This is a genomic window from Sphingomonas sp. IBVSS2 (assembly GCF_002127225.1).
Taxonomy (GTDB): Bacteria; Pseudomonadota; Alphaproteobacteria; order Sphingomonadales; family Sphingomonadaceae; genus Sphingomonas.
On record NZ_NFUR01000001.1, the window covers coordinates 175,683 to 199,712 of the forward strand.

General features: G+C 69.2%; 17 protein-coding genes. 10 read left to right on the forward strand and 7 right to left on the reverse strand.

What is annotated here, in order from left to right:
* Positions 1-6: 6 nt before the first annotated feature.
* Positions 7-858 carry a tRNA glutamyl-Q(34) synthetase GluQRS gene (gene gluQRS, locus CAP40_RS00740; RefSeq protein WP_086127451.1) on the reverse strand — a complete coding sequence of 284 codons (852 nt, stop codon included), beginning with the start codon at positions 856-858 and terminating at the stop codon, positions 7-9.
* Positions 859-956: 98 nt separating this feature from the next.
* Between gluQRS and CAP40_RS00745 the strand changes: the two genes are divergently transcribed.
* The 6 genes from CAP40_RS00745 to CAP40_RS00770 all read left to right on the forward strand — a co-directional run bounded on the left by CAP40_RS00745 (position 957) and on the right by CAP40_RS00770 (position 8,930).
* Entirely contained in the window at positions 957-1,523 is a 567-nt protein-coding gene (locus CAP40_RS00745; protein ID WP_086127452.1) for an HNH endonuclease, read from the forward strand.
* Positions 1,524-1,637: 114 nt separating this feature from the next.
* The gene (locus tag CAP40_RS00750; RefSeq protein WP_086127453.1) at positions 1,638-3,224 is read left to right on the forward strand and encodes a serine hydrolase; all 1,587 of its coding nucleotides are present in this window, start codon (positions 1,638-1,640) and stop codon (positions 3,222-3,224) included.
* A gap of 71 nt (positions 3,225-3,295) precedes the next feature.
* Complete coding sequence (locus tag CAP40_RS00755; RefSeq protein ID WP_256923953.1) at positions 3,296-5,602, forward strand: transglycosylase domain-containing protein; 2,307 nt, start codon at positions 3,296-3,298, stop codon at positions 5,600-5,602.
* Between the two features lie 174 nt (positions 5,603-5,776).
* Positions 5,777-6,835 carry an alpha/beta fold hydrolase gene (locus tag CAP40_RS00760; RefSeq protein ID WP_086127454.1) on the forward strand — a complete coding sequence of 353 codons (1,059 nt, stop codon included), beginning with the start codon at positions 5,777-5,779 and terminating at the stop codon, positions 6,833-6,835.
* 129 nt (positions 6,836-6,964) lie between these two features.
* Positions 6,965-7,966, forward strand: a complete 1,002-nt coding sequence (locus CAP40_RS00765; protein ID WP_086127455.1) for a low specificity L-threonine aldolase — start codon at positions 6,965-6,967, stop codon at positions 7,964-7,966.
* A 49-nt stretch (positions 7,967-8,015) separates the two neighbouring features.
* Positions 8,016-8,930 (forward strand): DMT family transporter, encoded by a 915-nt coding sequence (locus CAP40_RS00770; protein ID WP_086127456.1) that lies wholly within the window; start codon positions 8,016-8,018, stop codon positions 8,928-8,930.
* On the opposite strand, the gene CAP40_RS00775 is transcribed toward CAP40_RS00770, so the two are convergent.
* From CAP40_RS00775 to CAP40_RS00790, 4 genes are all read right to left on the reverse strand, one after another.
* Positions 8,840-9,652 (reverse strand): NAD(P)-dependent oxidoreductase, encoded by an 813-nt coding sequence (locus tag CAP40_RS00775; protein ID WP_086127457.1) that lies wholly within the window; start codon positions 9,650-9,652, stop codon positions 8,840-8,842. The genes CAP40_RS00770 and CAP40_RS00775 overlap by 91 nt on opposite strands.
* 139 nt (positions 9,653-9,791) lie before the next feature.
* Positions 9,792-11,426: a M28 family metallopeptidase gene (locus CAP40_RS00780; protein WP_256923954.1), complete on the reverse strand. Its 1,635-nt coding sequence runs from the start codon at positions 11,424-11,426 to the stop codon at positions 9,792-9,794.
* On the reverse strand, positions 11,423-13,009 hold the full coding sequence (locus tag CAP40_RS00785; RefSeq protein WP_086127459.1) for a M20/M25/M40 family metallo-hydrolase: 1,587 nt from the start codon (positions 13,007-13,009) through the stop codon (positions 11,423-11,425). Before CAP40_RS00785 ends, CAP40_RS00780 begins: the two co-directional genes overlap by 4 nt.
* A 2-nt stretch (positions 13,010-13,011) precedes the next feature.
* Complete coding sequence (locus CAP40_RS00790; RefSeq protein WP_086127460.1) at positions 13,012-14,700, reverse strand: M28 family metallopeptidase; 1,689 nt, start codon at positions 14,698-14,700, stop codon at positions 13,012-13,014.
* Between the two features lie 120 nt (positions 14,701-14,820).
* On the opposite strand from CAP40_RS00790, the gene pepN reads away from it, so the two are divergent.
* The 3 genes from pepN (at position 14,821) to CAP40_RS00805 (ending at position 19,510) form a co-directional block, all read left to right on the forward strand.
* Entirely contained in the window at positions 14,821-17,409 is a 2,589-nt protein-coding gene (gene pepN, locus CAP40_RS00795; RefSeq protein WP_086127461.1) for an aminopeptidase N, read from the forward strand.
* A 72-nt stretch (positions 17,410-17,481) separates the two neighbouring features.
* Positions 17,482-17,967, forward strand: coding sequence for a methylated-DNA--[protein]-cysteine S-methyltransferase (locus CAP40_RS00800; protein WP_086127462.1), 486 nt, complete (start codon positions 17,482-17,484; stop codon positions 17,965-17,967).
* 37 nt (positions 17,968-18,004) lie between these two features.
* Entirely contained in the window at positions 18,005-19,510 is a 1,506-nt protein-coding gene (locus CAP40_RS00805) for an AarF/ABC1/UbiB kinase family protein (protein WP_086127463.1), read from the forward strand.
* A 49-nt stretch (positions 19,511-19,559) separates the two neighbouring features.
* Here CAP40_RS00805 and CAP40_RS00810 read toward each other — a convergent pair whose 3' ends face one another.
* On the reverse strand, positions 19,560-21,179 hold the full coding sequence (locus CAP40_RS00810) for an alkaline phosphatase (protein ID WP_086127464.1): 1,620 nt from the start codon (positions 21,177-21,179) through the stop codon (positions 19,560-19,562).
* Between the two features lie 162 nt (positions 21,180-21,341).
* Here CAP40_RS00810 and CAP40_RS00815 point away from each other — a divergent pair, with 162 nt between their 5' ends.
* Entirely contained in the window at positions 21,342-22,892 is a 1,551-nt protein-coding gene (locus CAP40_RS00815; protein ID WP_086127465.1) for a glycosyltransferase family 39 protein, read from the forward strand.
* Here CAP40_RS00815 and CAP40_RS00820 read toward each other — a convergent pair.
* Positions 22,829-24,028, reverse strand: coding sequence for a glycosyltransferase (locus tag CAP40_RS00820; protein ID WP_086127466.1), 1,200 nt, complete (start codon positions 24,026-24,028; stop codon positions 22,829-22,831). The genes CAP40_RS00815 and CAP40_RS00820 overlap by 64 nt on opposite strands.
* Between the last annotated feature and the right edge of the window lie 2 nt (positions 24,029-24,030).

Consider the following 24,030-nt stretch of genomic DNA (forward strand, 5'->3'; position numbering starts at 1 on the left):
GCCAGCTTACGCCCCTGTCGCGGCGATGCCAACCGGCAGTTGCCCCGCGCGCAATCGCTCGGCGAGCGCGCGGCCGTCCTCGCCCGCCAGCCGCATCGCCTCCAGGCTCGGGGCGCCGTGGCGCTTGGCCAGGCGCGTGCCGTCCGGGCCGGCCAGGAGCGGGTGGTGGCGATATTCGGGCGTCGGCAGGCCCAGCAGCGCCTGGAGCAGGCGGTGGACATGGGTGGCCGCGAACAGGTCCACCCCGCGCACGACATCGGTGATGCCCTGGGCGGCATCGTCGACGGTGACGGCGAGATGGTAGCTGGCGGGCGCGTCCTTGCGGGCCAGGACGACGTCGCCGGCGGCGGCGGGATCGGCCCGGACGCGGCCGGCATGGGCGTCGTGCCAGCACAGATCCTCACCCGGCGGGGGGATCTGGATGGCCCGCGCCATGTCGAGCCGCCAGCAATGCGGCCGGGCCATGTCCGGCGCCTCCAGTCCGCGGCAGGTGCCGGGATAGAGCGCGCCCTCCGGCCCGTGCGGTGCCGATGCGCTGGCGGCGATGTCGGCGCGCGTGCAGAAACAGGGATAGAGCAGGCCCGCCGCGCGCAACCTGCCGAGCGCCGCCTCGTACAGGTGCAGGCGCCGGGACTGCCAGGTCACTTCGCCGTCCCAGCCCAGGCCGAGCCATTCCAGGTCCCGCAGGATCGCGTCGACATGCTCGGGCCGCGAGCGGGTGCCGTCGATATCCTCGATGCGCAGGGTGAAGCGGCCGCCATGTTGCCGCGCATGGTCGTGCGCCTGGATCGCCGACCAGGCATGGCCGAGGTGCAGGCGCCCCGTCGGGCTTGGCGCGAATCGCGTGTGGATAACCATCAAACCGGCCCTTGACCGCGAGTCGCGGCATATGCTGTCATCAGCGCGTCACGCTTCTCGGCGAGAGGCGGGGCACCATAGTTTGGGCGAGGGAGCGCATGTATCATCCCGATCTGATCCGCCATCCGGACAGCTGCCCCGCCCTTGTGCTCAACGCGGACTATACGCCCCTGAGCTATTACCCGCTGAGCGTGTGGCCCTGGCAGACTGCGGTCAAGGCACTGTTCCTCGAGCGGGTGGACGTCGTCTCCTATTACGAACGGGAAGTGCGAAGTCCCAGCGCGAGGCTGAAGCTCCCTTCGGTCATCGCGCTCAAACAATATGTGAAACCTTCGCAATTCCCCGCCTTCACGCGCTTCAACCTGTTCCTTCGCGACAAATTCTCCTGCCAATATTGCGGGACCCAGCGCGACCTCACCTTCGACCATGTCATTCCCCGCGCCCAGGGCGGACGCACCACCTGGGAGAATGTCGCGACTGCCTGCGCCCCATGCAACCTCAAGAAGGGCGGGCGCACGCCGCAACAGGCCGCGATGCCCCTCCACATCCAGCCGATCCGGCCGACCAGCTGGCAGCTCCAGGAGCATGGCCGGCGCTTTCCCCCCAATTATCTGCACGAGACCTGGCGCGACTGGCTCTACTGGGACGTGGAGCTGCTGGCCTAGACGCGCCACTCGGCCACCTCCCTCCCCGGCTCCCCCCGGCACGCGGCCGGGGTGACGCGCGTGGTTGGTGGCGCTAGCTTCCCCGCAACGATCTGATTCACGGGGGACCCAAGCATGAGCGGCTTCACCATCGACCGGCGCACGGCGCTGGCGCTTTCGCTGGGCGGCGCGGCCATGGTCGCCTTTCCGCGGCTGGCGCTTGCCGCCGCGCTCGACGAAGCGGCGGTCGACGCGATCGTCCAGCCCTTCATGGCCGCGTTCGAGACGCCGGGCATCGCCGTGGCGATCGTCCGTCCCGGCGCCCCGGCCTTCGTCAAGGGCTATGGCGTGCGCACGCTCGGCACGCCGGGCGCGGTGGACGCGCATACCCGCTTCGGCATCGCCTCCCACTCCAAGGCATTCACCGCCGCCGCGCTGGCGCTGCTCGTCGACGCGGGCAAGCTCGGCTGGGAAGACCCGGTGGTGCAGCACCTGCCCGAGTTCCGCATGTCCGATCCCGCGGTCACCCGGATGATGACGGTGCGCGACCTGCTGGTGCATCGTTCCGGACTTCCCCTGGGCGCCGGCGACCTGATGTTCTTCCCCGCCGGCACCCATGTCGCCGCCGACGTGCTCAAGGCGTTGCCGCACCTCAAGCCGGCGCGCGGCTTCCGGGCGGGCTATGACTATGACAACATCCTCTACATCGTCGCCGGCCTGCTGATCGAGCGCGTCGCCGGCATGCCCTGGGACAAGTTCGTCGAGGCGCGGCTGTTCGCGCCGCTCGGCATGGCCGACGCGGTGGGATCGCGCGGATCGCTCCGGACCGACAATGTCGCCGGCCGGCATGCGCGGCTGGGGCCGCCGGTGCGCGGGATCGGCAAGCTGGAAGTGGTGCAGCCGGACGAAGGCCCGATGGTCGACGCCGCGGGCGGCATCAACGCCAGCATCAGCGACATGGCGAAATGGCTGCAGGTGCAGCTCGCGCAGGGCAAGCTGCCCGACGGCAAGCAGCTCTGGTCGCCCGAACAGGCCAGGGAGATGTGGAAGCCGCAGACGATCACCGCGGCGAGCGACGGGCCGACCGACACCAACCCGGCGCGGCCGGTGCTCGCCGCCTATGCGCTCGGCTGGTTCGTGCAGGACTATCGCGGCATGCGCATGATCCAGCACAGCGGCGGCCTTTCCGGCCAGGTGACCTATTCGGGGATGCTGCCGTCGCGCGGCATCGGCGTATCGGTGCTGAGCAATGTCGAGGAGAGCGTCTCCGCCGCGATCCGCAACGCGATCCTCGACCGGCTGATCGACGCGCCGGCATTCGACTGGGTGTCGAGCTATCGCACCCGCCAGAAGGCGGCGCAGGACGAGGCGCTGGCAAGCGTCGAGGGCGGCGTGGACAAGGCGCCGGCCGGCGGCCCCTCGCTGCCGCTCGCCGGCTATGCCGGGCGCTATCGCGATCCCTGGTATGGCGATGTGGTGGTGAGCCGGAAGAGCGGCGGGCTGTGGATCGACTTCGTGCCGACTCCCGTCTTCAAGAGCGCGCTCGAGCCCTGGGGGCCGGACAGTTTCCGCACCCGCTTCGCCAAGGATGCCGGCGAGGATGCCGTGGTCAGCTTCGAGATCAAGGACGGCAAGGTCGCCGGCGTGACGATGAAGCCGCTCTCGCCGCTCGCCGATTTCAGCTACGACTATCAGCACCTCGCCTTCGTGCCGGTGCCGTAATCACTGTATTATTGTAGTAATACAGATGCTGCGCTAGAAGGGCATCATGCGAGCGGCGGAATCGACGACTGATGGCTGACGGGAACGATCCGAGGAACGTTCGTTTCCCGTTGCGCCGGTCCGGCGACGATTTCGAGCCGGCGCCCGCTCCGGCGGCCAGGCCCGAGCCGCGCGCCTGGCGCCCGCCCTCGCTCGAGGGAATCGTGGGCGACGCGCTCAAGCGGATGCGCCCGCAGCGGCAGGAGCCGCCGCTCGAGCTTTCCGGCGGCATGCCCCCGCCCGGGGACTATGCCCCGCGCTGGCGCCGCGCCGCGCCGCCGCCTCCGCCCCCACCGCCACCGATCCAGCCGGGCCATGCCGAGCCGCTGCCCGCGGGCGGCTACACCACCAACCTGCCGGTGGTGGTCCGGAAGCGGAACTGGCTGCGCTGGGCGAGCTGGGCGATCGCCGGCTTCCTCCTGCTGTTCTTCCTCGCGGTCGCCTGGCTGGCGTTGACCGCGCCGCTCTCCAAGTCGCTGCAGCCGCCGGCGCCGCCCTCGATCACCCTGCTCTCCGCCGAGGGCAAGCCGATCGCGCGGCGCGGCGCGGTGATCGCCGAGCCGGTGGACGCGACGAAGCTGCCCGCCCATGTCCGCAACGCGTTCGTCGGGATCGAGGACCGGCGCTTCTACAGCCATTGGGGCGTCGATCCGCGCGGCATCCTGCGTGCGTTCGTGCACAACGTCACCCAGAGCGGCGGCTCGCAGGGCGGCAGCACGATCACCCAGCAGCTCGCCAAGAACGCCTTCCTCAATTCGCAGCGCACCTTCGGGCGCAAGGCGCAGGAAGTGCTGATCGCCTTCTGGCTCGAGGCGTGGCTGAGCAAGGACGAGATACTCTCGCGCTATCTCTCCAACGTCTATTTCGGCGACAACGTCTATGGCCTGCGCGCCGCCGCGCGGCATTATTTCAGCACCGAGCCGGAGGACCTGACCCTGAGCCAGGCAACGCTGCTGGCCGGGCTGGTGCAGGCGCCTTCGCGGCTTGCCCCCACCGGCAACCTGAAGGGCGCGCGCGAGCGGCAGAAGCTGGTGATCGGCGCGATGGTGGATGCCGGCCTGATCACCAAGGCGCGGGCGGCATCGATCCGTCCGGCGGTGCTCAACGTCACCCGGTCCAGGGACGATCTGCCCAACGGCACCTATTTCGCCGACTGGGTGCTGCCCCAGGCGCGCGACCGGGCCGGCGGCGTCGGCACCGAGCAGACGGTGCAGACGACGCTGGAGCTGAACGCGCAACAGGCCGCCGAGCGCGCGGTGCGCGGCGCCGGGCTCAGGAAATCGCAGATCGCGATCGTGGCGATGCATCCGGACGGCCGGGTGATCGCGATGGTGGGCGGCAAGAGCTATGGCGAGAGCCCGTTCAACCGCGCCACCCAGGCGCGGCGCCAGCCGGGATCGACCTTCAAGCTGTTCGTCTATCTGGCGGCGCTGCGCGGCGGCATGGATCCCGACACGATCGTGGACGACAGCCCCGTCCAGATCGGCGACTGGAAGCCCGAGAATTCGCATGGCAGCTATGCCGGCAGGATCACGCTGCGCCAGGCCTTCGCCAAATCCTCGAACGTCGTCGCCGCGCGGCTGACCCAGAAGCTGGGCGTGCGCGAAGTGACGCGGGCGGCGCGCGACCTGGGCATCTCCACGCCGATCGGCGACGACGCCTCGATTGCGCTCGGCACCTCCACCGTGTCGCTGCTCGAGCTGACCGCCGCCTATGCCGCGGTGGCCAATGGCGCCTATCCGGTGCGGCCGCAGGGCCTGAGCGACGACGAGGCGGCAAGCGACTGGCTGGCCAAGCGGCTGGGCGGGCCCACCCGCTTCAACGGGCGCCAGCTCGACGACCTGCGCAGCCTGCTCGGCACGGTGGTGGAGGACGGCACCGGGCGCGGCGCGGCGCTGCCGATCCCGACCTATGGCAAGACCGGCACCACCCAGGACAATCGCGACGCGCTGTTCATCGGCTATGCCGGAGGCATCGTCTGCGGCGTGTGGCTGGGCAATGACGACAATTCGCCGAATCCCGGCCTGTCGGGCAGCGGCCTGCCCGCGCGGGTGTGGCGCGACTTCATGACCCGGGCGCTCGACCTGCGCATCCCGCCGCCCGAGCCGACGACCGAGCCCGACGGCAACGACGTGACGCTGGACGACGTGCTGAACGGCGTGGGCGACTTCATCCAGGGGACGGGGATCGAAACCCAGGTGGTGCCGCAGGGCGTCGACCCCGACGCCCAGGGCGAGGCGCCGATCGACGCCCCCCGCCCCCCGCGCCGCGACCGGGCCCCGGACGGGTCGCCGCCCGATCGCTTCCGTCCGGACGACAGGCGCAGCGAGGAGCGCTAGGTCGTATCGACAGTCACCTATCCTTTCCCGCCAGGGGAGGACAGGGATCCGGCACGCCAACGCCGAATGTAGATCCGCCCCGGGCTTCGGCGCTCCACGGGGTCGTGATCCGCACCATGGTAGCACCCCTGTACGGCGCCGTGCGCATGTGCATTACATCATTGCAACGCCAACATGATCCGTCGCCCCATCGCAACGGAAAGCACTCCAGTGATGCCGGAGGCACAGATGTTTCACCCGAAGCGTGCGCTATCGATCTGGTCCTGTTTCGTCCTCTGGCCGATCGCCCTGTCGGCATCCGCCGCGACATCGGCATCGGCGCAGGGCACCGGGTTTCGGGATGCCGCCGCCAAGGTCTCTCTCTCGACCGGTTCGACAGTCGGTGAATGGATCTTGAAAGGCGATGCGCCGCTCAACCAGAAGGCCATCGTCGTTTTCGTCCATGGTGGGCCGGGCCTCTACACCGAACAGCGCCGCCTCGACGAAGGCGCCGTGTTTCGTCGTGCCGGGTTCACGACTGCCTATTATGATCGGGCGGGCGGCGGCGTCTCGGAGCGGCTTCCCGCCGAACAATATTCGTTCGAACGCGAGATCGCGGATCTGGAAGCCTATCGCGTCCATCTGAATGCGGACAGGCTGATCCTGTGGGGGAATTCCTTCGGCGCCGCGCTGGCTGCTGCCTATGCGGCGCGATATCCCGAGCATGTTGCGGCCATGGTGCTGACGTCGCCGGGAACCTTCCCCGGCCAGGCGACGGAACGCGACTTCTCGCGAACCGAGAGGGCGCCCGTCGTCATGTCCCAGGAAATGAAGAACGCGACGTTGCTGATCGACGGCAAGGGCGCTGCCGCCGAGCGGCAACTCAGCCAGGCGGATGCCGGCAGGATTTTCGACGATTTCGTCAGCAGCCAGTTGGCCGATGGCTTCCTGTGCAAGGGGGCCGCGCTTTCTACACCCGCGCTCCCCGGCGGCGGCAATCTCTATGCCCAGCGCCTGATCTCCAGAAGTGCAGCGAAGGCAAGACCGGCCAGCATTGCACCCGGCCGGTTTCCGGCGCTGATCATTCGTGGATCCTGTGATTTCATGCCCGCCGCCAATGCCGCGCGATATGCGGGCTTTTTCGGGGGCGACCTGATCACCCTCGACGCCATCGGCCACGGGCTGCTGGAGAATCGCGCGGCAGTGGATGACGCGATCGCCAATTTCCTGCGGCGACATTTCGCGCGCTCGTGAACGGGGCCGAGATAAACACTGCCCCATAGGATCGGGCCCATAGGATCGAGCCGTGTGAAACCGGCGGTGCGAAGTGCTTCCCGCATTCCGGCGGTTGACGCCGCCCCGCACCCTCCTCATGGACCGGCCATGCGCTTCTTCTCCGACAACGCCGCCGCCGTCTGCCCCCAGGTGCTCGCCGCGCTGGGAAGCGTGAACCGGCTCGACACCGCCTATGACGGCGACCAATGGTCGCAATCGCTCGACGGCGCCTTTTCGGACCTGTTCGGCACGCAGGTGCGCGCGCTGTGGGTGCCCACCGGCACCGCGGCGAACAGCCTTGCCCTGGCGGCGCTCTGCCCGCCTCATGGCGGCGTGGTCTGCCACCGCGAGGCGCACATCAATGTCGACGAGTGTGGCGCGCCGGAATTCTACACGCACGGCGCCAAGCTGCTGGCCGGCGAGGGGCCCGGCTCGAAGCTGACCCCCGACGCGATCCGCGCGGTGATCGATCCGATCCGCCCCGACGTGCACCAGGTGCAGCCGCACGCGATCTCGATCACCAACGCGACCGAATATGGCCTGGCCTATACGCCGGACGAAGTGGCGGCGATCGGCGTGCTTGCCAAGGAACGCCGGTTCGGGCTGCACATGGACGGGGCGCGCTTCGCCAATGCCGTCGCGCATCTCGGCTGCCATCCCGGCGACGTGACGTGGCGCGCGGGCGTGGACGCGCTGAGCTTCGGCTTCGTCAAGAATGGCGGGATGAGCGCCGAGGCGCTGATCTTCTTCCGGCCCGAGCTGGCGGAGGCGACGCTCTATCGCCGCAAGCGGGCGGGGCTGCTCTTCTCCAAGGGCCGCTATCTCGCGGCGCAGATCCTGGCGATGCTGGAGAACGACCTGTGGCTCGACAACGCCCGCGCGGCCAATGCCGGCGCGCGCCTGCTCGCCCGGGCGGCGGGGGACCGGCTGGTGCACCCGGTCGAGGCCAATGAAGTGTTCCTGAGAATGAACGCCGGGGAAGCGGCGCGCCTGCGCGCGCTAGGCTTCGATTTCTACGACTGGGGCGTGGGCGAGGCGCGGCTGGTGATCAGCTGGGACCAGGCCGAGGAAGCGATACGGCCGCTGGCCGACGCCATCGCGGCGCTGTGAGGATGGGCTTCCGCCAATTCCGCCCCGGGACGCGCTCGGGGAGGAGCCAGTGAGCAACGCCTCCCCCCAATCCACCCGCCTCTCCGTCCTGGTCCCCTTCGCGATCGTCACGCTGATCTGGGGGTCGACCTGGATCGTGATCCGCGACCAGCTCTCGGTGGTGCCGCCGAGCTGGTCGGTCACCTATCGCTTCGCGGTGGCCGGGGTGACCATGCTGGCCTGGGCGGCGCTGCGCGGCGACGGGCTGCGGCTCGATGCACGGGGCGTGCGCTTCGCGGTGCTGCTCGGGCTCGCGCAGTTCGTGTTCAACTTCAACTTCGTCTATCGCGCCGAGCAGCACATCACCTCGGGCGTGGTGGCGGTGGTCTATGCGCTGCTGCTGGTGCCCAATGCGGTGCTGGCGCGGATCTTCCTCGGGCAGAAGATGGGGCGCCAGCTGATCATCGGCTCGGCCATCGCGATGGCGGGCGTCGCCCTGCTGTTCCTGCACGAGGCGCGGCTGAGCCCGGTGGGCCCGGCCCAGGCCCTGCTCGGCATCGCCATAGCGCTGGCCGGCGTCCTGTGCGCCTCGATCGCCAACATCATGCAGGCGACCGAGACGGCCAAGGCCTATCCGATGGCGACGATGCTGGGCTGGGCGATGCTGAGCGGCGCGGCGATCGACGGGCTGTTCGCGCTCGCCACCGCGGGGCCGCCGGCATTCGATCCCCGGCCCAGCTATGCCGGCGGCATCCTCTATCTCGGCGTGCTGGGGTCGGCGTTGACCTTCAGCATCTACTTCCGGCTGATCCGCACGATCGGCCCGGCCAAGGCAGCCTATACCAGCGTGCTGATCCCGGTGATCGCGATGCTCTTCTCGACGCTGTTCGAGGGCTATCGCTGGTCCGCGCTGGCGGAGGGCGGCGCGGGGCTGGTGCTCGCGGGGCTGGTGGTGGCATTGAGGGCACGCAGGCCGAACCGGTAATCGGCATGGCGCGGCCGCCAGCCCAGCACCCGCTTCGCCTTGCCGTTCGCGACGCGGCGATTCTCGGCATGGAAGGCGCGGGCCTGGGGGCTCAGCCCCGCCTGCTCCAGCGGGACCAGCGGCGGCACCGGCAGCCCCAGCAGCGCGCAGCCATAGGCAATGACGTCGCTCTGCGGAGCCGGGCGATCGTCGGCCAGGTTATAGGCGCCGGGCGGCCCGGCGAAGCCGGCGATCACGCCGTCGACGATGTCGTCGACATGGATGCGGCTGAACACCTGGCCCGGCAGGTCGATCCGCGGCGCGGCACCGGCGCGGATGCGATCGAGCGGGGAGCGGCCGGGGCCGTAGATGCCGGGCAGGCGGAACACGTGCGCGCCGGCAAGCGCCAGCCAGGCGGCGTCCGCCCGTGCCCGGGCGATGCGGCGGCCAATGCCCATGGGCGCCATCTCGTCGACCCAGGCACCGCCGGTATCGCCATAGACGCCGGTCGAGGAGAGATAGCCGATCCAGGCGCGGGAGGCGGCGATCGCGTTCCCATAGGTTGCGAGGACGGGATCATCCTCGCCCGGCGGGACGGTGGAGAGGATGTGCGTGGCGCGCGCAATGTCGCCCGCGCGGTCGGCAAAGGTCTCGCGGGTAACGGTGGCGATTTCCGCTCGGCCGGCGAGCCGGGCGACCAGGCGCGCGGCGGTATAGCCGGGGCCGAAGATCAGGAGGCGCACCTAGCCTCCCCTCCCTGGAAGGGAGGGGATCGAGGGGTGGGTCGGGTCCAGGCGATACTGAAGACACACGGGTCGCAGCCACCGCATCGCGTGCATCCACCCACCCCCAGCCCCTCCCTTCCAGGGAGGGGAGCAAGGATCATTGCGCCCCATATCCCCCGAACCGTACCCCGAAGAAATCGCCCCGGTTCCAGCGCGGGCGTTCCGGCGCATCGGTGAGCGCACGGGCGACGGCATAGTTCAGGCGCATATATTTGGCGGCCGAGTTCCAGTCGAAGGGCAAGTCGATCTGGTCCGAGGGCTTGTGATAATTCTCGGCCAGGAACTTCTTCTGCGCCTCGGCCCCCTGCCCGCCCGGGCCTGTGTCGATCGAGACCGCCGGAATGCCCGACTTGACGAAGCTGTAGTGATCCGAGCGGACGAAGAACATCTCCTCCGGGCTCGGATCGGGGACGACGGCGAGGCCTTCGCCAGCCGCCGCCGCGGCGATCACCGGGCCCAGGCTGGAGCGTTCGGCCCCCAGCGCCACCACGTCGACCAGCGGATAGGTGAGGATCGGCATGTCCATGTTGATATCGGCGACCAGCCGGTCCTTCGCCACCGGCGGATAATGCGCGAAATAGTCCGAGCCGAGCAGCCCCTTCTCCTCCGCCGCCAGTGCCACGAACAGCATCGAGCGGCGGGGCTTCTCACCCGAAGCGACGAACTTGCGGGCGACCTCGAGCATGGTCGAGACGCCGATCGCATTGTCCATCGCGCCATTGTAGATGCGGTCGCCATTGACCGCATCCCCCACGCCGACATGATCGAGATGGGCGGAGAGGACGACATATTCCGCCTTGAGCGACGGATCGGTGCCCGGGATCAGCCCGGCCACGTTGCGCGTCGCCTGCGTCAACAGCTTGGTCTTGCTCGCAACCTTGAGCGTGCCGGCGAGCGCTCCGGTCGGGACCCGCGTGCCCCGGCGCTGCGCGGCGAGCACATCGGCCCAGCGGATCTTCGCCCCCTGGAACAGCTTCTCCGCGCCGGCCGGGCCGACATAGCCGACCGGCGGGGCGCCGGACGCGGTCGCGAAGGCGGTGCCGTCGGGCCGGGCCCAGGTCGTGCGCTCATAGTCGTAATAGGGAACGATCGCCTCGAACGGGATCTGCTCGCGCTGGGCGAGCGATTCGAGCACGATCACCGCCACCGCGCCCTTCTGCTGCGCGATCGCCGCCTTCTGCTCGTCGTCGCCGAAATGCGCCTCGACTTCGTTGGGCAGCCCCTGGGGCACGCCGGGAAGGATCGCGACGATCTTCCCCTTCACGTCGAGCCCCTTGTAATCGTCGCGCCGGCCCTCGGGATAGACGATGCCATAACCCGCGAAGACGATGCCGCCCTCGGCCTTGAAATCGGGCGTGGCCGGCGCCGCCGTGTTGACATAGTCGATGCCGAACTGGAGCGGGATTTCCATCGCACCGCGCACCAGGCTCCACTTCGCCTTCTCGGCCGGCTTGTACGAGACCAGCTTGAACGGCTGGAACCAGCTTCCCGCCGCGCCGGGCACCAGGCCGATCGCCAGCATCTGCGCCGCGACATATTCGGCCGCCACGTCATAGTCGCGCGTTCCCGCCTCGCGCCCGCGAAGCGCGTCGGAGGCGAGGAACTGGACATGCGCCTTCAGCGCCGCCTGCTCGGGCGGAAGCTGGGCGGCCGGCTGGGGCGCGGTCTGCGCCTGGGCGAGCGGCGCGACGAGCAGCGCCGCCGCGGCGAAGAGGAAGCGGCGGAGGATCACTTTTCCGAGGATCCCTGGGCCATCGGCCCATTGTAGAGCGTGCCGAAGAAATCGCCCCTGTTCCATACCGGCCTAGCCTCGGCATCGGCGATGGCGCGCGCGATGGCATAGTTGAGGCCGACGAAGCGCAGCCCCTGCTTCCAGTCGATCAGCCCCACTTCGTCCGAAGGCTGGTGATAATGCTTGTCGAGGAATTCCTTCGTCGCCGCGGCGCCCGGCCCGCCCGGTCCCAGGTCGAGCGAGACCGAGGGGATGCCCGCCTTGACGAAGCTGTAGTGATCCGAGCGGACGAACGAAGCTTCCTCGGGCGTGGGATCGGGGACGAGCTTCACGCCCTCGGCCGCCGCCGCCGCCTCGACCATCTTGCCCACCGTGCTGCGATCGGCGCCATAGGCGACGAGATCGACGAAGTCATAGGTCAGGATCGGCATGTCGAGATTGACGTCGGCGACGATCGAGCCCTTCGGGACCGTGGGGTTGGCGGCGAAATATTCGGAGCCGACCAGGCCCTTCTCCTCCGCCGTCACCGCGACGAACAGGATCGAGCGGCGCGGCGCCTTGCCCGATGCCTGGAAGCGCCGGGCGACCTCGAGCATCGCGGCGGTGCCGACGGCATTGTCCATCGCGCCGTTATAGATGGTGTCGCCCTTCGCGTCGGGCTTGCCCACGCCGACATGATCGAGATGGGCGGAGAGGACGACATATTCGCCGCTCTTGTCGGTTCCGGGGAGCATGCCGGCGACATTGTTGGCCGTGAGATTGCGGACGGCGGTGTTGGCGGTGCCGGTGGCGGAGACGCCCAGCGGGCCCGTCGGCAGTTTCCTGTCCGCCTTGTCGGCCGCGAGCACCGCATCCCACTGGATCTTCGAGCCGGCGAACAGCTTGGCTGCCCCTTCGAAGCCGACATAGGCGAAGGGCGGCGCACCGGCACCCGCCTCGGAACCGGCCCAGGTCATCGCCTCGCTTTGCGCATAGCCGACGCTGACCGCGAACGGGAAGATCGCATGGCGGGCATTGCCCTCGATCAGGATCACGCCGATCGCGCCGTGGCGGGCCGCGACCGCCGCCTGCTGATCGGGCTGGGACGAATGGGCGCGGATGTCGCTGGGCAGGTCGTGCGGCGAATCGCGCAGCACCGCGACGATCGCGCCCTTGGTCTTGAGGCCCTTATACTCCGCCTCGCTGCCATAGCCGGCGAACACCACCGGCCCCGACACCGCGACCTTGGGATTGGACGGCACCGCGCGCGCGACATAGTCCTTGCCCCAGACGAGCGGAGTCGCGACCCCGCCACTGGTGAGCGACAGGCTGCCATGATCGGCCGACTTGTAGGCGACCAGCGGCACCGGCTGGAACCAGCCGCCATTTGCCCCGGCGGGCTTCAGTCCCGCCGCAAGCATCTGCGCCGCGACATATTGCTCGGCGATGGCCAGTTCGGGCGAGCCGGTGTCGCGGCCCTTCATCGCATCGGAGGCGAGGAACTGGACATGCGCCTTCAGCGCCGCCGCGTCCCTGTCGAGATCCTGGGCGAAGGCGGGGACGGCGGCGAGCAGAGTCGCGGCGAGGAGAAGGGCGCGCTTCATGCTCACTTGGCCCCCGGGCCGTTATAGGTGAGGCCGAAGAAATCGCCCTTGTTCCAAACCGGCCGCTCCGCGCCATCGGCGATCTCGCGGGCGATGCGATAGTTCACGTCGACGAAGCGCACGCCGGACTCCCAGTCGATCGCCGGCAGCTGGCCGATCTCGTCCGAGGGCTGGTGATAATGGTTCTTCATGAAGTCGTCATAGGCCGCGCGGCCGGGGCCGCCCGCGCCGGGCCAGAGGAAGACCGAAGGCACGCCCTTGCGGACGAAGTTATAGTGATCCGAGCGAACGAAGATGTTCTCGCCCGGCAGCGGGTCGTCCGACAGCGGCACGCCGATCGCCCTGCCGGCGCGCTCGACGATCGGGCCCAGCGTCGAATGGCCGGCGCCGTACACCATGATGTCCTGGAACTTGTAGGTGATGATCGGCATGTCGAGATTGACGTCGGCGACGATGCTCGACAGCGGCACGGTGGGATTGTTGGCGAAATAGTCCGAGCCGACCAGGCCCTTCTCCTCGGCGGTGACCGCGAGGAACAGGATCGAGCGGCGCGGCTTCGTGCCCGCCGTCTTGAAGCGCCTGGCCTCCTCGATCAGCGAGGCGATGCCGACGGCATCGTCGAGCGCGCCGTTGTTGATCGTGTCGCCGGTCTTGTCGGGCCGGCCGACGCCGATATGGTCGAGATGCGCGGAAAGGACCACGACTTCCTTCGACAGCGTGGGGTCGCTGCCCGGGATCATGCCGGCGACATTGTAGCTCTGCACGGGCGTAAGCACGGTCTTGGCGGCGACGGTGACGCTGACCGGCAGGGCCTCGGCCTTGAACACGGCATTATCGGCCTTGGCGGCCTTGGCGATATCCGCCCATTTCTGCTGCGCGCCGGCGAAGAGCTTCTCCGCGCCGACTAGGCTGACCGTGCCGGCCGAAGGCGTGCCGGGTGCCGCGATATGGCCGGTGCCACTGGCATTGGCCCAGGTGAAGCGCGCGCGCGTCGCGTAGGTGGCATAGAGGCTGAACGGTGGCGCCTTGCCGGCGCGCGGCGATTCAAGCGTGATCGTGGCGATCGCGCCATGCTTCGCCGCGATCTCCGCCTTGGCGGCGGGATTGGAGAAATGCGCGGCGACCTCGCCGGGGAAACTCTCGGGCGCGCCGCCGAAATAGGCGACGATCCGGCCCTTCACGTTGACGCCCTTATAGTCGTCGCGACCCTGGCCCACGATGCCATAGCCGACGAACACCACCGGCGCGGTGACGCGGTAATCGGGCGTCTCGGGATTGGCCGACGACACGAAGTCCTTGCCGAATTCGAGCGCGACCGGCGTGCCGCCCTTGCCCGTCACCGTCATCGTGCCGGGGCCGTCGAGCTTGGCGTTGACCAGCGGGACCTTCTGCAGATAGCCGCCCTCGTCGCCCGCCGGCTTCAGCCCGGCCGCATAGAATTGCGAGACGACATATTGCGCGGCGATCTCGAATTCGGGGCTGCCGGCCTCGCGGCCCTTCAGCGCATCCGATGCCAGGAACATGACATGGCTCTTGAGTGCCGCCTGGTCGGCGGGCAGCTCGGCATTGACGATCGCATTGCGCTCGGCGGCAGTGGGGGCCGGGGCGGGCGCCGGGGCCGGCGCGTTCTGGGCATAGGCGGGCAGCGCCAGCATCAGCGCAAGGGCCAGCGGCGTGGTGGTGCGGATCATGTGGGGGAACCTCTCGGCGGCAACTCGGTATATCGCTTCGGTAGCACGGCTTGACGCAGGCGCAAGCCGGCAGATTTTCAAGGTGGCGAGCGCCGAGCTTGCCCCTATATCCGAGGCATCATGGCAGACGCTTCCAACGCCCCGCAGACTCCGCACGTCACTCGCCGCGAGGACTATCGCGCGCCCGACTGGACGGTTCCCCAGATCGCGCTCGACTTCGATCTCGATCCGGTGGCGACGCGGGTCCGCGCCACGCTGAAGGTGGAGCGCAGCGGCACCCACGACCGCCCGCTGGTGCTGAACGGCGACGGGCTGGCGGCCGAGTCGGTCATGGTCGACGGCGCCGAGGCGCAGGGCTGGACGATGGACGGCCCGGACCTGGTGATCCCGCTTGACGGCGACGCGCACGAGATCGAGACGGTCGTGACGATCTCCCCCGAGCGCAACACCCAGCTGCAGGGCCTCTATGCCTCGTCGGGCATGCTCTGCACCCAGTGCGAGGCCGAGGGCTTCCGCCGCATCACCTTCTTTCCCGACCGGCCGGACGTGCTCTCGAAGTACAAGGTGCGGATGACCGCCGACCGCGCGCGCTTCCCCGTGCTGCTGGCGAACGGCGATCCGATCGCGCAGGGCGATGCGGGCGACGGGCGCCACTGGGCCGAGTGGCACGATCCCTTCCCCAAGCCGAGCTATCTGTTCGCGCTGGTCGCCGGCGACCTGGTCGCCAACAAGGGCGTCTTCACCACGATGCGCGGGCGCAAGGTCGACCTCGGCATCTGGGTGCGTGCGGGCGACCTGCCAAAGACCGATCACGCGCTGCACGCGCTCAAGCTGTCGATGGCCTGGGACGAGACCGTCTATGGCCGCGAATATGATCTCGACGTGTTCAACATCGTCGCGGTGGACGACTTCAATTTCGGCGCGATGGAGAACAAGGGGCTGAACGTCTTCAACAGCCGCTACATCCTTGCCGACCCCGATACCGCTACCGACTATGATTACGACGCGATCGCCGCGGTGGTGGCGCACGAATATTTCCACAACTGGTCGGGCAACCGCGTCACGTGCCGCGACTGGTTCCAGCTCAGCCTGAAGGAAGGCTTCACCGTCTTCCGCGACCAGAGCTTCTCGGGCGACCAGGGCAGCAAGGCGGTCAAGCGGATCGAGGATGTGCGCGGGCTGCGGGCCTCGCAATTCCCCGAGGATGCCGGCCCGCTCGCACATCCGGTGCGCCCGGACGAGTATATCGAGATCTCGAACTTCTACACGGCGACCATCTACAACAAGGGCGCCGAAGTGATCCGGATGATGTCGACCATCCTGGGGCGCGAGAAGTTCCGCGCCGCGACCGACCTGTATTTCGACCGGTTCGACGGCACTGCGGCGACCTGCGAGGATTTCGTGCGCTGCATGGAGGAGGCCGGCGGCGTCGACCTCACCCAGTTCCGCCGCTGGTACAGCCAGGCGGGCACGCCGCGCGTCTCGGCCAATCTGGCGCAGGAAGGCGGCCGCGCCCGCCTCAGGCTCGCCCAGACCGTGCCGCCGACACCGGGCCAGCCGGCCAAGGAGCCGATGGTGCTGCCGCTCCGGCTCAAGCTGTTCGGCGGCATCACCGGCCGGCCGATGTGCGACGAGCAGCTGGTCCTGCTCAGGGATGCCGCGCAGGAGATCCTGTTCGAGAACCTGTCCGAGCCGCCGGTGCTCTCGATCAACCGCGGCTTCTCCGCCCCCGTGATCGTCGAGACCAACCGCACGGCGAAGGACCTCGCCTTCCTCTCCGCGCATGACGACGACCCCTTCGCCCGTTACGAGGCGATGCAGCAGCTGATGCTGGACACGCTGGTCGCCGCAGTGACGAGCGGCAAGGGCGAGCACGGCGCGGTGATCGAGGCGGTGCGGAACACGCTGCTCGATGCGGGGCTCGACAAGGCGTTCGTCGCCGAGGCCGTGCTGCTGCCGTCGGACAGCTTCATCGGCGACCAGATGGGCATGGTCGATCCCGACGCGATCTTCGCGGCGCGCGAGGCCCTGCGCGCGGACCTGGGCAAGGCGCTGGAGGGCGAATGGCGCGCCGCCTATGACGGCGCGCAGGCCAATCGCTTCGAATATTCCCCGGCGGCCAAGGGCGCGCGGCGGCTGAAGACCGTTGCGCTCGGCTATATCGCGGCGAGCGGCGCGGACGACGCGGCCGCGCTCGCCTTCGACCAGTTCGAGGCGGCGGACAACATGACCGACCGCCAGGGCGCGCTGACCACGCTGGTCAATGGCAGCTCGGACAAGCGCGAAGCGGCGCTCGCGGCCTTTTACCACCGCTACCAGGGCAATGCGCTGGTGCTCGACAAATGGTTCCAGACCCAGGCGCTCTCGTCGCGCGACGATGCCGCGCAGGCCGTCGAGGCGCTGGCCGTGCACAAGGACTTCACGCTCGCCAACCCGAACCGGGCGCGGGCGCTGATCGGTGCGTTCAGCGTCAACCAGCGGGCGTTCCACGATCCTTCCGGCCGCGGCTATCGCTTCGTCGCCGACCAGCTGATCGCGCTCGACCGGCTCAATCCGCAGACCGCGGCCAAGCTGGTGCCGCCGCTCGGCCGGTGGAAGCGCTTCGATCCGGCACGCGCGGCAAAGATGCGCGCCGAGCTGGAGCGGATCATCGCCACGCCGGGGCTGAGCAAGGACATGTTCGAGCAGGCGAGCAAGTCGCTGGATTGAGGCTTTGACGACAAGGTGCGGGAAGCGATTCGCGGCGCCACCGTCCATATCGACAGGGTAAGGAGACACAGCATGACCTTGTCGACCAAGACCATCCCCTCGCCCGTCGGCGAACTCACCCTCGTCGCGAGCGACAAGGGCCTTGTCGCGATCCTCTGGGAGAATGATTCGCCCGACCGGGTGAAGCTGGGCGAAGCGGCCGGCGATGCCGGGCATCCGGTGCTGATGGCGGCCGAGGCCCAGCTGCGCGAATATTTCGCCGGCACCCGCACCCGCTTCGACCTGCCGCTGGATTTCCGGGGAACCGACTTCCAGAAGAGCGTCTGGGCCGAACTGCTCGCCATCCCCTTTGGCGAGACGCGCTCCTATGGCGAGATCGCCGCGAAGCTGGGCCGGCCGAAGGCGTCGCGCGCCGTCGGTGCCGCCAACGGGCGCAACCCGATCTCGATCGTCGCCCCGTGCCACCGGGTGATCGGATCGACCGGCAAGCTCACCGGCTTCGCGGGCGGGCTCGACGCCAAGGAATATCTGCTCGCGCTGGAGCGCCGCGCCGGTTGACGCGGGAGCGTTCGCCCCCGGCCGGCGTTGGCGCCGAATGATCAAGCTGATTGCCACCACTGCCCGCGACCGCGACCGCGTGGGCGAGATCGCGGCCGTGGCCGCGCGCTTCGGGCTGGGCGTGCTGCTCGCTCGGCTGGGCTTCGCCGGCGAAGGCGCGGATGCGGACGCGGGCGCGCTGCCGCTCCCGCGCCGCACCCGGCTGGCGCTCGAGGCACTGGGGCCGAGCTTCGTGAAGATCGGCCAGATCCTCGCGACGCGCGGCGACCTGCTGCCGCCCGAATGGATCGCCGAGCTCGAGCAGTTGCACAGCGATGCGCCGACCCTCGACTTCGAGACGATCCGTGCGGCGGTGGAGGAGGCGCTGGGCGAGCCGCCCGAGGCCGCCTTTGCGCGCTTCGACCCGGTGCCGCTCGCCGCCGCGTCGATGGCGCAGGTTCATCGCGCCCGGCTGAAGGACGGGCGCGAAGTGGTGCTCAAGGTCCGCCGCCCCGGCATCCGCCGCGCAATGGAGGCGGACATGCGGCTGATCGCCGAGCTGGCCGCGCTGGTCGAGCGGAGCAGCGCCGAGGCGCGGCGCTTCGAGCCGGTGGCGCTGGCGCGCCAGCTGCGCCAGGCGATGCTCGAGGAGTTGGACTTCACCCAGGAAGGCCGCAACGCCGATCGCATCCGCCAGGACCTGGCCGGCCAGCCCGGCGCGCTGGTGCCCGGCATCCATTGGCAATGGACCAGCGAGACCCTGCTGGTGATGGACTATGTCGAGGGCGTGAAGCCGCTCTCGGCCGAAGCGCTGGCGGCGCGCGGGATCGATCCGGCGGCGATCGCCGAACTCGGCGCCGATCTCGTGATCGAGATGGTGCTGGTCCATGGCCGCTTCCACGGCGATCCGCACCCCGGCAACCTGCTCTGCCTGCCCGGCAACCGGCTGGCGCTGCTCGACCTCGGCTCGATCGGCCATGTCGGACCGGGGCGGCGCGAGGAGTTTCTGGGCTTCGTCACGTCGCTGGCCTGGGGCAATCCGCGGGCGCTCGCGGAGACGCTGGCGCTCTGGTCCGAAGGGCATGGCGTGCCGCGCGGCCGCATCGACCGCGCCGCCGAACAGATCGTCCAGCGCCATGGCGGAGGGCGCATCGTCATGGCGGAGATGGTGCCCGATTTCCTCCGCCTGCTGCGCGAGGAAGGGCTGGTGATGCCGCCGGACCTGCTGCTGGTGTTCAAGGCCTTTGTGACGATGGACGGCGTGCTCGCGCGCATCGCGCCAGGCTTCGACCTGTCCGGCGCGATCCGGCGGGCGGCGGCGCGGCTGGTGGCGGCGCGCTTCGCGCCGGGGCGGCTGGCGGCGAGCGGCGGCATGCTGGCCTGGACCCTGGCGGGGCTGGGCGACGATGCGCCGCGACTGCTGCGCGCCGCGATCCGGCGGATCGAGGCCGAGCCGCCGAACGACGCCGCGACCGCCGCCGCGATCCGGCGCGGCGCCGGCTGGATCGCCGCCGCGCTGCTGGGCGGGGCGGCGATCCTGGCCGTGGCGCTGGTGCTGGCCTAGGCCCGGCGGCCCGAACAAATATCCGGGATTTGCCGATCGGCTCCTGGCGCTACGCCATCACGTTGCGGCCGCGCGTCACCACGGCGGTGTGCCCCACGCTGGCCCTGGTGGTGCGCTGGGTAACCGTGTCCATGAACACCCAGTCGTTGCTCGCCTTTTCCGGCGTGAGCGTGAGCGCCATATAGCCGCGGCGGCTGGTGTCGCACCATTTCAGCTCGGGATTGGCCGCGACCAGGCCGGCGGCGATGACCTTCGGGTCGGTCGCGGTGCTGTTCTCATAGCCCGGCGAAGTGACGCTGTGGCCGGCGAACTCGACGCCGGCGGGCTTGCCGTCCTGCCCCAGGTCGAACGCCCAGGCATTGTGGCTGTCGCCGCACAGCACGATGAGGTTGGCGCCCGCCGCCTGGGCGGACTTGAGGAAGCGTGCGCGAGCCGCCGGGAAGCCGCCCCAATTGTCGAGGTCCGACGGCACGCCCAGCTTGCTGGCGATCACGCCGGACTGGACATAGGCGCGGGTGCGGGCCGGGGCATCCGGCTTGATCCAGTCCAGCGCCTGCTCCGGCATCCGCTGCTTGCCCATGATCGTGCCGAAGCCGACCAGCTGCCACTTCTGGCCGGCACGCACCGACCTGCGCATCGCATGGCCGAGCCACACCTCCTGCTCGGTGCCGAGCATGGTGCGCGCCGGGTCCTGCAGCTCGCCGTCGCGGAAGGCGATCAATGCCTTCTGCGCATCGGCGGAGCGGAACAGCGGAGCGAGATCGGGCTCGTCGCTGCGCGCGAGGAGGCGGCTTTCGGTGCGGAACAGCGTGGCGAGGCCGCCAATGTCGTAGCTGCCCCAGGGCGTCTCCGAGATCGGCATCCATTCCTTGAACGCCTGCAGCGCGGCCGCCTTGCGGATGCTCCAGTCGCCTTCGTCCGGCTGATGGTTCTGCGCGCCGCCTTCCCAGCTGTTGTTGGTCGATTCGTGATCGTCCATCTGGATCAGCATCGGCTTGACGCGGTGCAGTTCCTGGAGATCGGGATCGCTGCGATAGCTGGCATAGCGCAGGCGATAGTCGGCGAGATGGACCATCTCGGTCGCCGGCTCGGGCCAGCGATCCGCCACCGCGCCGCCGGCCGGCGCATAGCCGCCCCGCTTATACTCGTAGAGATAGTCGCCGAGATGGACCCACAGGTCGAGATCGGGGCGCGCCGCGGCATGGCCATAGGCGTTGAAGAAGCCGAACGGCATGTTCGCGCAGGAGAAGACGCCAATGCCGAAGCGGCCGACATTGCCCATGGGCAGCGTCTTCGTCCTGCCCACCGGCGAGAAGCTGCCGTCCGGAGCCACGAAGCGATAGAAATAGCTGGTGCCGGGCTCGAGCCCCTCGACCGTGATCTTGGCGGTATGGTCGCGCCACGGGCCGGTGATCTGCTGGCCGCCCGAGACGATCTTCGCGAAATCCGCGGTCTTCGAAATCTCTGCCCTCAGCTTCACCGCACCGCCATCGGCGGGAACGTAGCGCGTCCAGAGCAGCATCGTGTCCTGCCCCGGCTCGCCGCTGGCGACCGAATGGGTGAAGCCGGTGGCAAGCGCCTGGGCGAGGGAGAAGCCCGGAAGCGCGAGGGCGCCGAGGCCCAGCGTGCCGGTGATGAGAAGCGAGCGGCGATCGGTACGAAGCGTCATTTGTAGCGTTCCCGGACAATTTCGTCGCACGCCTTGCCGCGCTCCCGTGGCGAGTTCGTGACAGCACGCGCGCGCGGCGCTAAGCACGGACCGGAATTAACCGGGAAGGGCCCGTTCGACAATCATGCTGCATCTCCTTCCGCCCGGGGCGCGGCGCTCCTGATGGCAAGCAAGTCCGAAGTGCTGGGGAGCCGGACTGCTCGCCTTTCCGATCTGGTCGTCACGATCGCCGCCTTGCCGCGCTGGTCGATCCTGCTGCTTGCCGCCGTGGCGGTGCGCGCGATCACCTTCGGCAATCCCGTCGTCCATATCGATGAGGAATTCTATCTCGTCACCGCGCAGCAGATGCTGCACGGCGCCGTTCCCTTCGTCGACGTCTGGGACCGTAAGCCCGTGGGGCTGTTCCTGATCTACCTGCTGCCCGCCGCCTTCGGGGTTCCGGCGGGGATCTGGATCTATCAGATGATGGCGCTGGCCGCCGTGGTGGGCACCGCGCTGCTGATCTGGCGGCTCGCCGACAAGGCCGGCTGGAGTCGCGGCGGCCTCCCCGCCGCGCTCCTCTATCTGTTCATGCTCAACTTCGCCGACGGCCAGGGCGGGCAGGCGCCGGTCTTCTACAACCTGCTGACGGCCTGGGCGGTGCTGCTGATCGTACCGCACCCGGACGACGCGAGCGACGATCGCCGGCGCATCCATCGCGCCACCGCGGCGATGCTGATCATCGGCCTGGCGATGCAGGTCAAATATTCGGTGGTCTTCGAGGCGATATTCCTCGGTTTGTGGCTGATGTGGAACGAGGCGCGCCTGGGGACCAGCGCGGCGCACGTGATGCGCCGCGGCGCGCTCTGGGCGGCGGCGGTGTGGCTGCCCACCCTCGCCACCTGGGCGGTGTTCATCCTGCTCGGCCATGGCGATCCCTGGTTCTACGCCAATTTCGGCTCGATCCTGGCGCGGCAGAGCGATCCGCCGCTGGTGCTGATTCGCAACTTCCTGGAAGTCGCGCTGATGCTGGCCCCGCTGCTGATCGTCTCCGGGCTCTCGCGCCATGTTCCGGTGGGCGCGCGTGGCGAGCATCCGGTGCGGGCATTGCTATTCGGCTGGCTGATCGCCGCGGTGATCGGGCTGCTGGTGTTCGGTACCTGGTTCAATCACTATGCGCTGCCGGTCCTGCTGCCCGCGAGCCTGTGCTGCGCCGGCTATCTGGGCGGCACCGAGACCGGCCGCAAATGGGTGGCGCCGCTGCTGCTGCTCGTGGCCGCCATCGGCGGCGAGGCCAGGCTGGTCAGCGTGAAATGGCACCGCGGCAATGCCGCGCAGCTCCAGGCCCTGGCCGACGGCATCGGCCGCGGCCCGGGCTGCATGTACCTCTATTCCGGCAATCCGATCCTCTATGGCTATACCGGCCGCTGCACCGTGTCGCCCTGGGTCTTCCCGAGCCACCTTTCGCGCGAGCGCGAGAATGGCGCGCTGGGCGTCGACCAGCTCCAGGAGATCGACCGCATCTTCACCGAGCGGCCGGAGATCGTGGTGATGCGCCCCGTCTATTTCGGCGAGCGCATGGCGTCGCACCGGCTGGCGGTGAAGCGGATGGAGGAGCTGGGATATCGCCTGCGCGGCCGCTGGCCGCTTGGCGACCTCAATATCTCGGTCTACGCGCTGCCGGCGGCGCGCGCGCCGGCGCCGCCGCGCCTCGCCTCCAGCAAGCCCTCGTAATAGGCCATCAGTTCGGCGGCATGGTCGGCATCGCTGCGCACCTTGCCCGCGGCGACGCGGGCGGCGTTGCGCAGGATGGCCTGCTCGCGGCCGAACATGCGCCGGATCGCGTCCGCCGCCGAATAGGCATCGCGCGCACGATAGGTTTCGGCGAAGAGCGGATCGGCAAGCTCGGCGAAACCGCCCTCGTCGGGCCCGATCAGCGGCAGGCCCGAGGCCAGCGCCTCGGAAGCGACGAGGCCGAAGGGCTCGGCATCGGACCCGTGGATCAGCGCATCGCAGCTCGCCATGATCCGCGAGAAGCGCACCCGGTCATAGACCGGACGGAAGATCTTGATGTGCGGGCTGCCGGCGATCCGGGCCTCGAGCTGGCGGCGCTGCGGGCCGTCGCCGATCAGCATCAGGCCGACGGGCAGGTCGTTCGCCGCCGCCTCCACCGCGTCGATCACCAGCGGCCAGCGCTTCTCCTTGTGATGCCGGCCCAGGCCGAGCAGCAGATGCCCTTCCGGCGGCAGGCCGAGCTGGGCGAGCAGCGCCACGCGCAGCTTCTCGTCGCGCAGGTCGGGCGAGAACCATTGCCGCTCGATCCCCAGCGGCATCGAGGCATGGACATGCATGCCGCGCCGGCGGAACCGCTTGGCCAGTGCCGGGCCGTTGGTGACGAACGCGTCGTAGTGCCCGAGGAAGCGGCTCATGTACCGCGTGTACCAGGCAAAGGCCCGCTCGACCTGGATCGGCGTCGCCACGCTGTCGAGCCAGCGCTGCGGATAGGCGCCGATATTGTCGCCATGCGCGAAGAATATCTTCACCGCATCGCCCTGCCAGCGCGCCACCGTCCAGGCCGGGAGCCAGGGCGAGCTGGTCTCGACGATGTCGGGCTTCAGCGCGTCGAGCAGGTTCCACACCGGCTCGTCATGGACGAAGATGCCGTAATTGCGATCGAGGATCAGCGGCGGCGCCTTGACCCAGAAGATGCGGCCGCCGCCGGGCCGCTCCTCGACGCTCGATTCGAGCGCCGGCGCGATCACGGTCAGCTCATGGCCCATATCGGCCATGATCCCCATCTTGCGATCGAGATAGGTGCGCACGCCGCCACCGGTCGGCGAGTAGAACTCGTTGACGTCGACGATGCGCATCG

Coding starts and splice junctions, on each gene's coding strand:
- gluQRS (WP_086127451.1), bottom strand. CDS start 858: ATGGTTATCCACACGCGATTCGCGCCAAGCCCGACGGGGCGCCTGCAC.
- CAP40_RS00745 (WP_086127452.1), top strand. CDS start 957: ATGTATCATCCCGATCTGATCCGCCATCCGGACAGCTGCCCCGCCCTT.
- CAP40_RS00750 (WP_086127453.1), top strand. CDS start 1,638: ATGAGCGGCTTCACCATCGACCGGCGCACGGCGCTGGCGCTTTCGCTG.
- CAP40_RS00755 (WP_256923953.1), top strand. CDS start 3,296: ATGGCTGACGGGAACGATCCGAGGAACGTTCGTTTCCCGTTGCGCCGG.
- CAP40_RS00760 (WP_086127454.1), top strand. CDS start 5,777: ATGATCCGTCGCCCCATCGCAACGGAAAGCACTCCAGTGATGCCGGAG.
- CAP40_RS00765 (WP_086127455.1), top strand. CDS start 6,965: ATGCGCTTCTTCTCCGACAACGCCGCCGCCGTCTGCCCCCAGGTGCTC.
- CAP40_RS00785 (WP_086127459.1), bottom strand. CDS start 13,009: ATGAAGCGCGCCCTTCTCCTCGCCGCGACTCTGCTCGCCGCCGTCCCC.
- CAP40_RS00790 (WP_086127460.1), bottom strand. CDS start 14,700: ATGATCCGCACCACCACGCCGCTGGCCCTTGCGCTGATGCTGGCGCTG.
- pepN (WP_086127461.1), top strand. CDS start 14,821: ATGGCAGACGCTTCCAACGCCCCGCAGACTCCGCACGTCACTCGCCGC.
- CAP40_RS00800 (WP_086127462.1), top strand. CDS start 17,482: ATGACCTTGTCGACCAAGACCATCCCCTCGCCCGTCGGCGAACTCACC.
- CAP40_RS00805 (WP_086127463.1), top strand. CDS start 18,005: ATGATCAAGCTGATTGCCACCACTGCCCGCGACCGCGACCGCGTGGGC.
- CAP40_RS00810 (WP_086127464.1), bottom strand. CDS start 21,179: ATGACGCTTCGTACCGATCGCCGCTCGCTTCTCATCACCGGCACGCTG.
- CAP40_RS00815 (WP_086127465.1), top strand. CDS start 21,342: ATGGCAAGCAAGTCCGAAGTGCTGGGGAGCCGGACTGCTCGCCTTTCC.
- CAP40_RS00820 (WP_086127466.1), bottom strand. CDS start 24,028: ATGCGCATCGTCGACGTCAACGAGTTCTACTCGCCGACCGGTGGCGGC.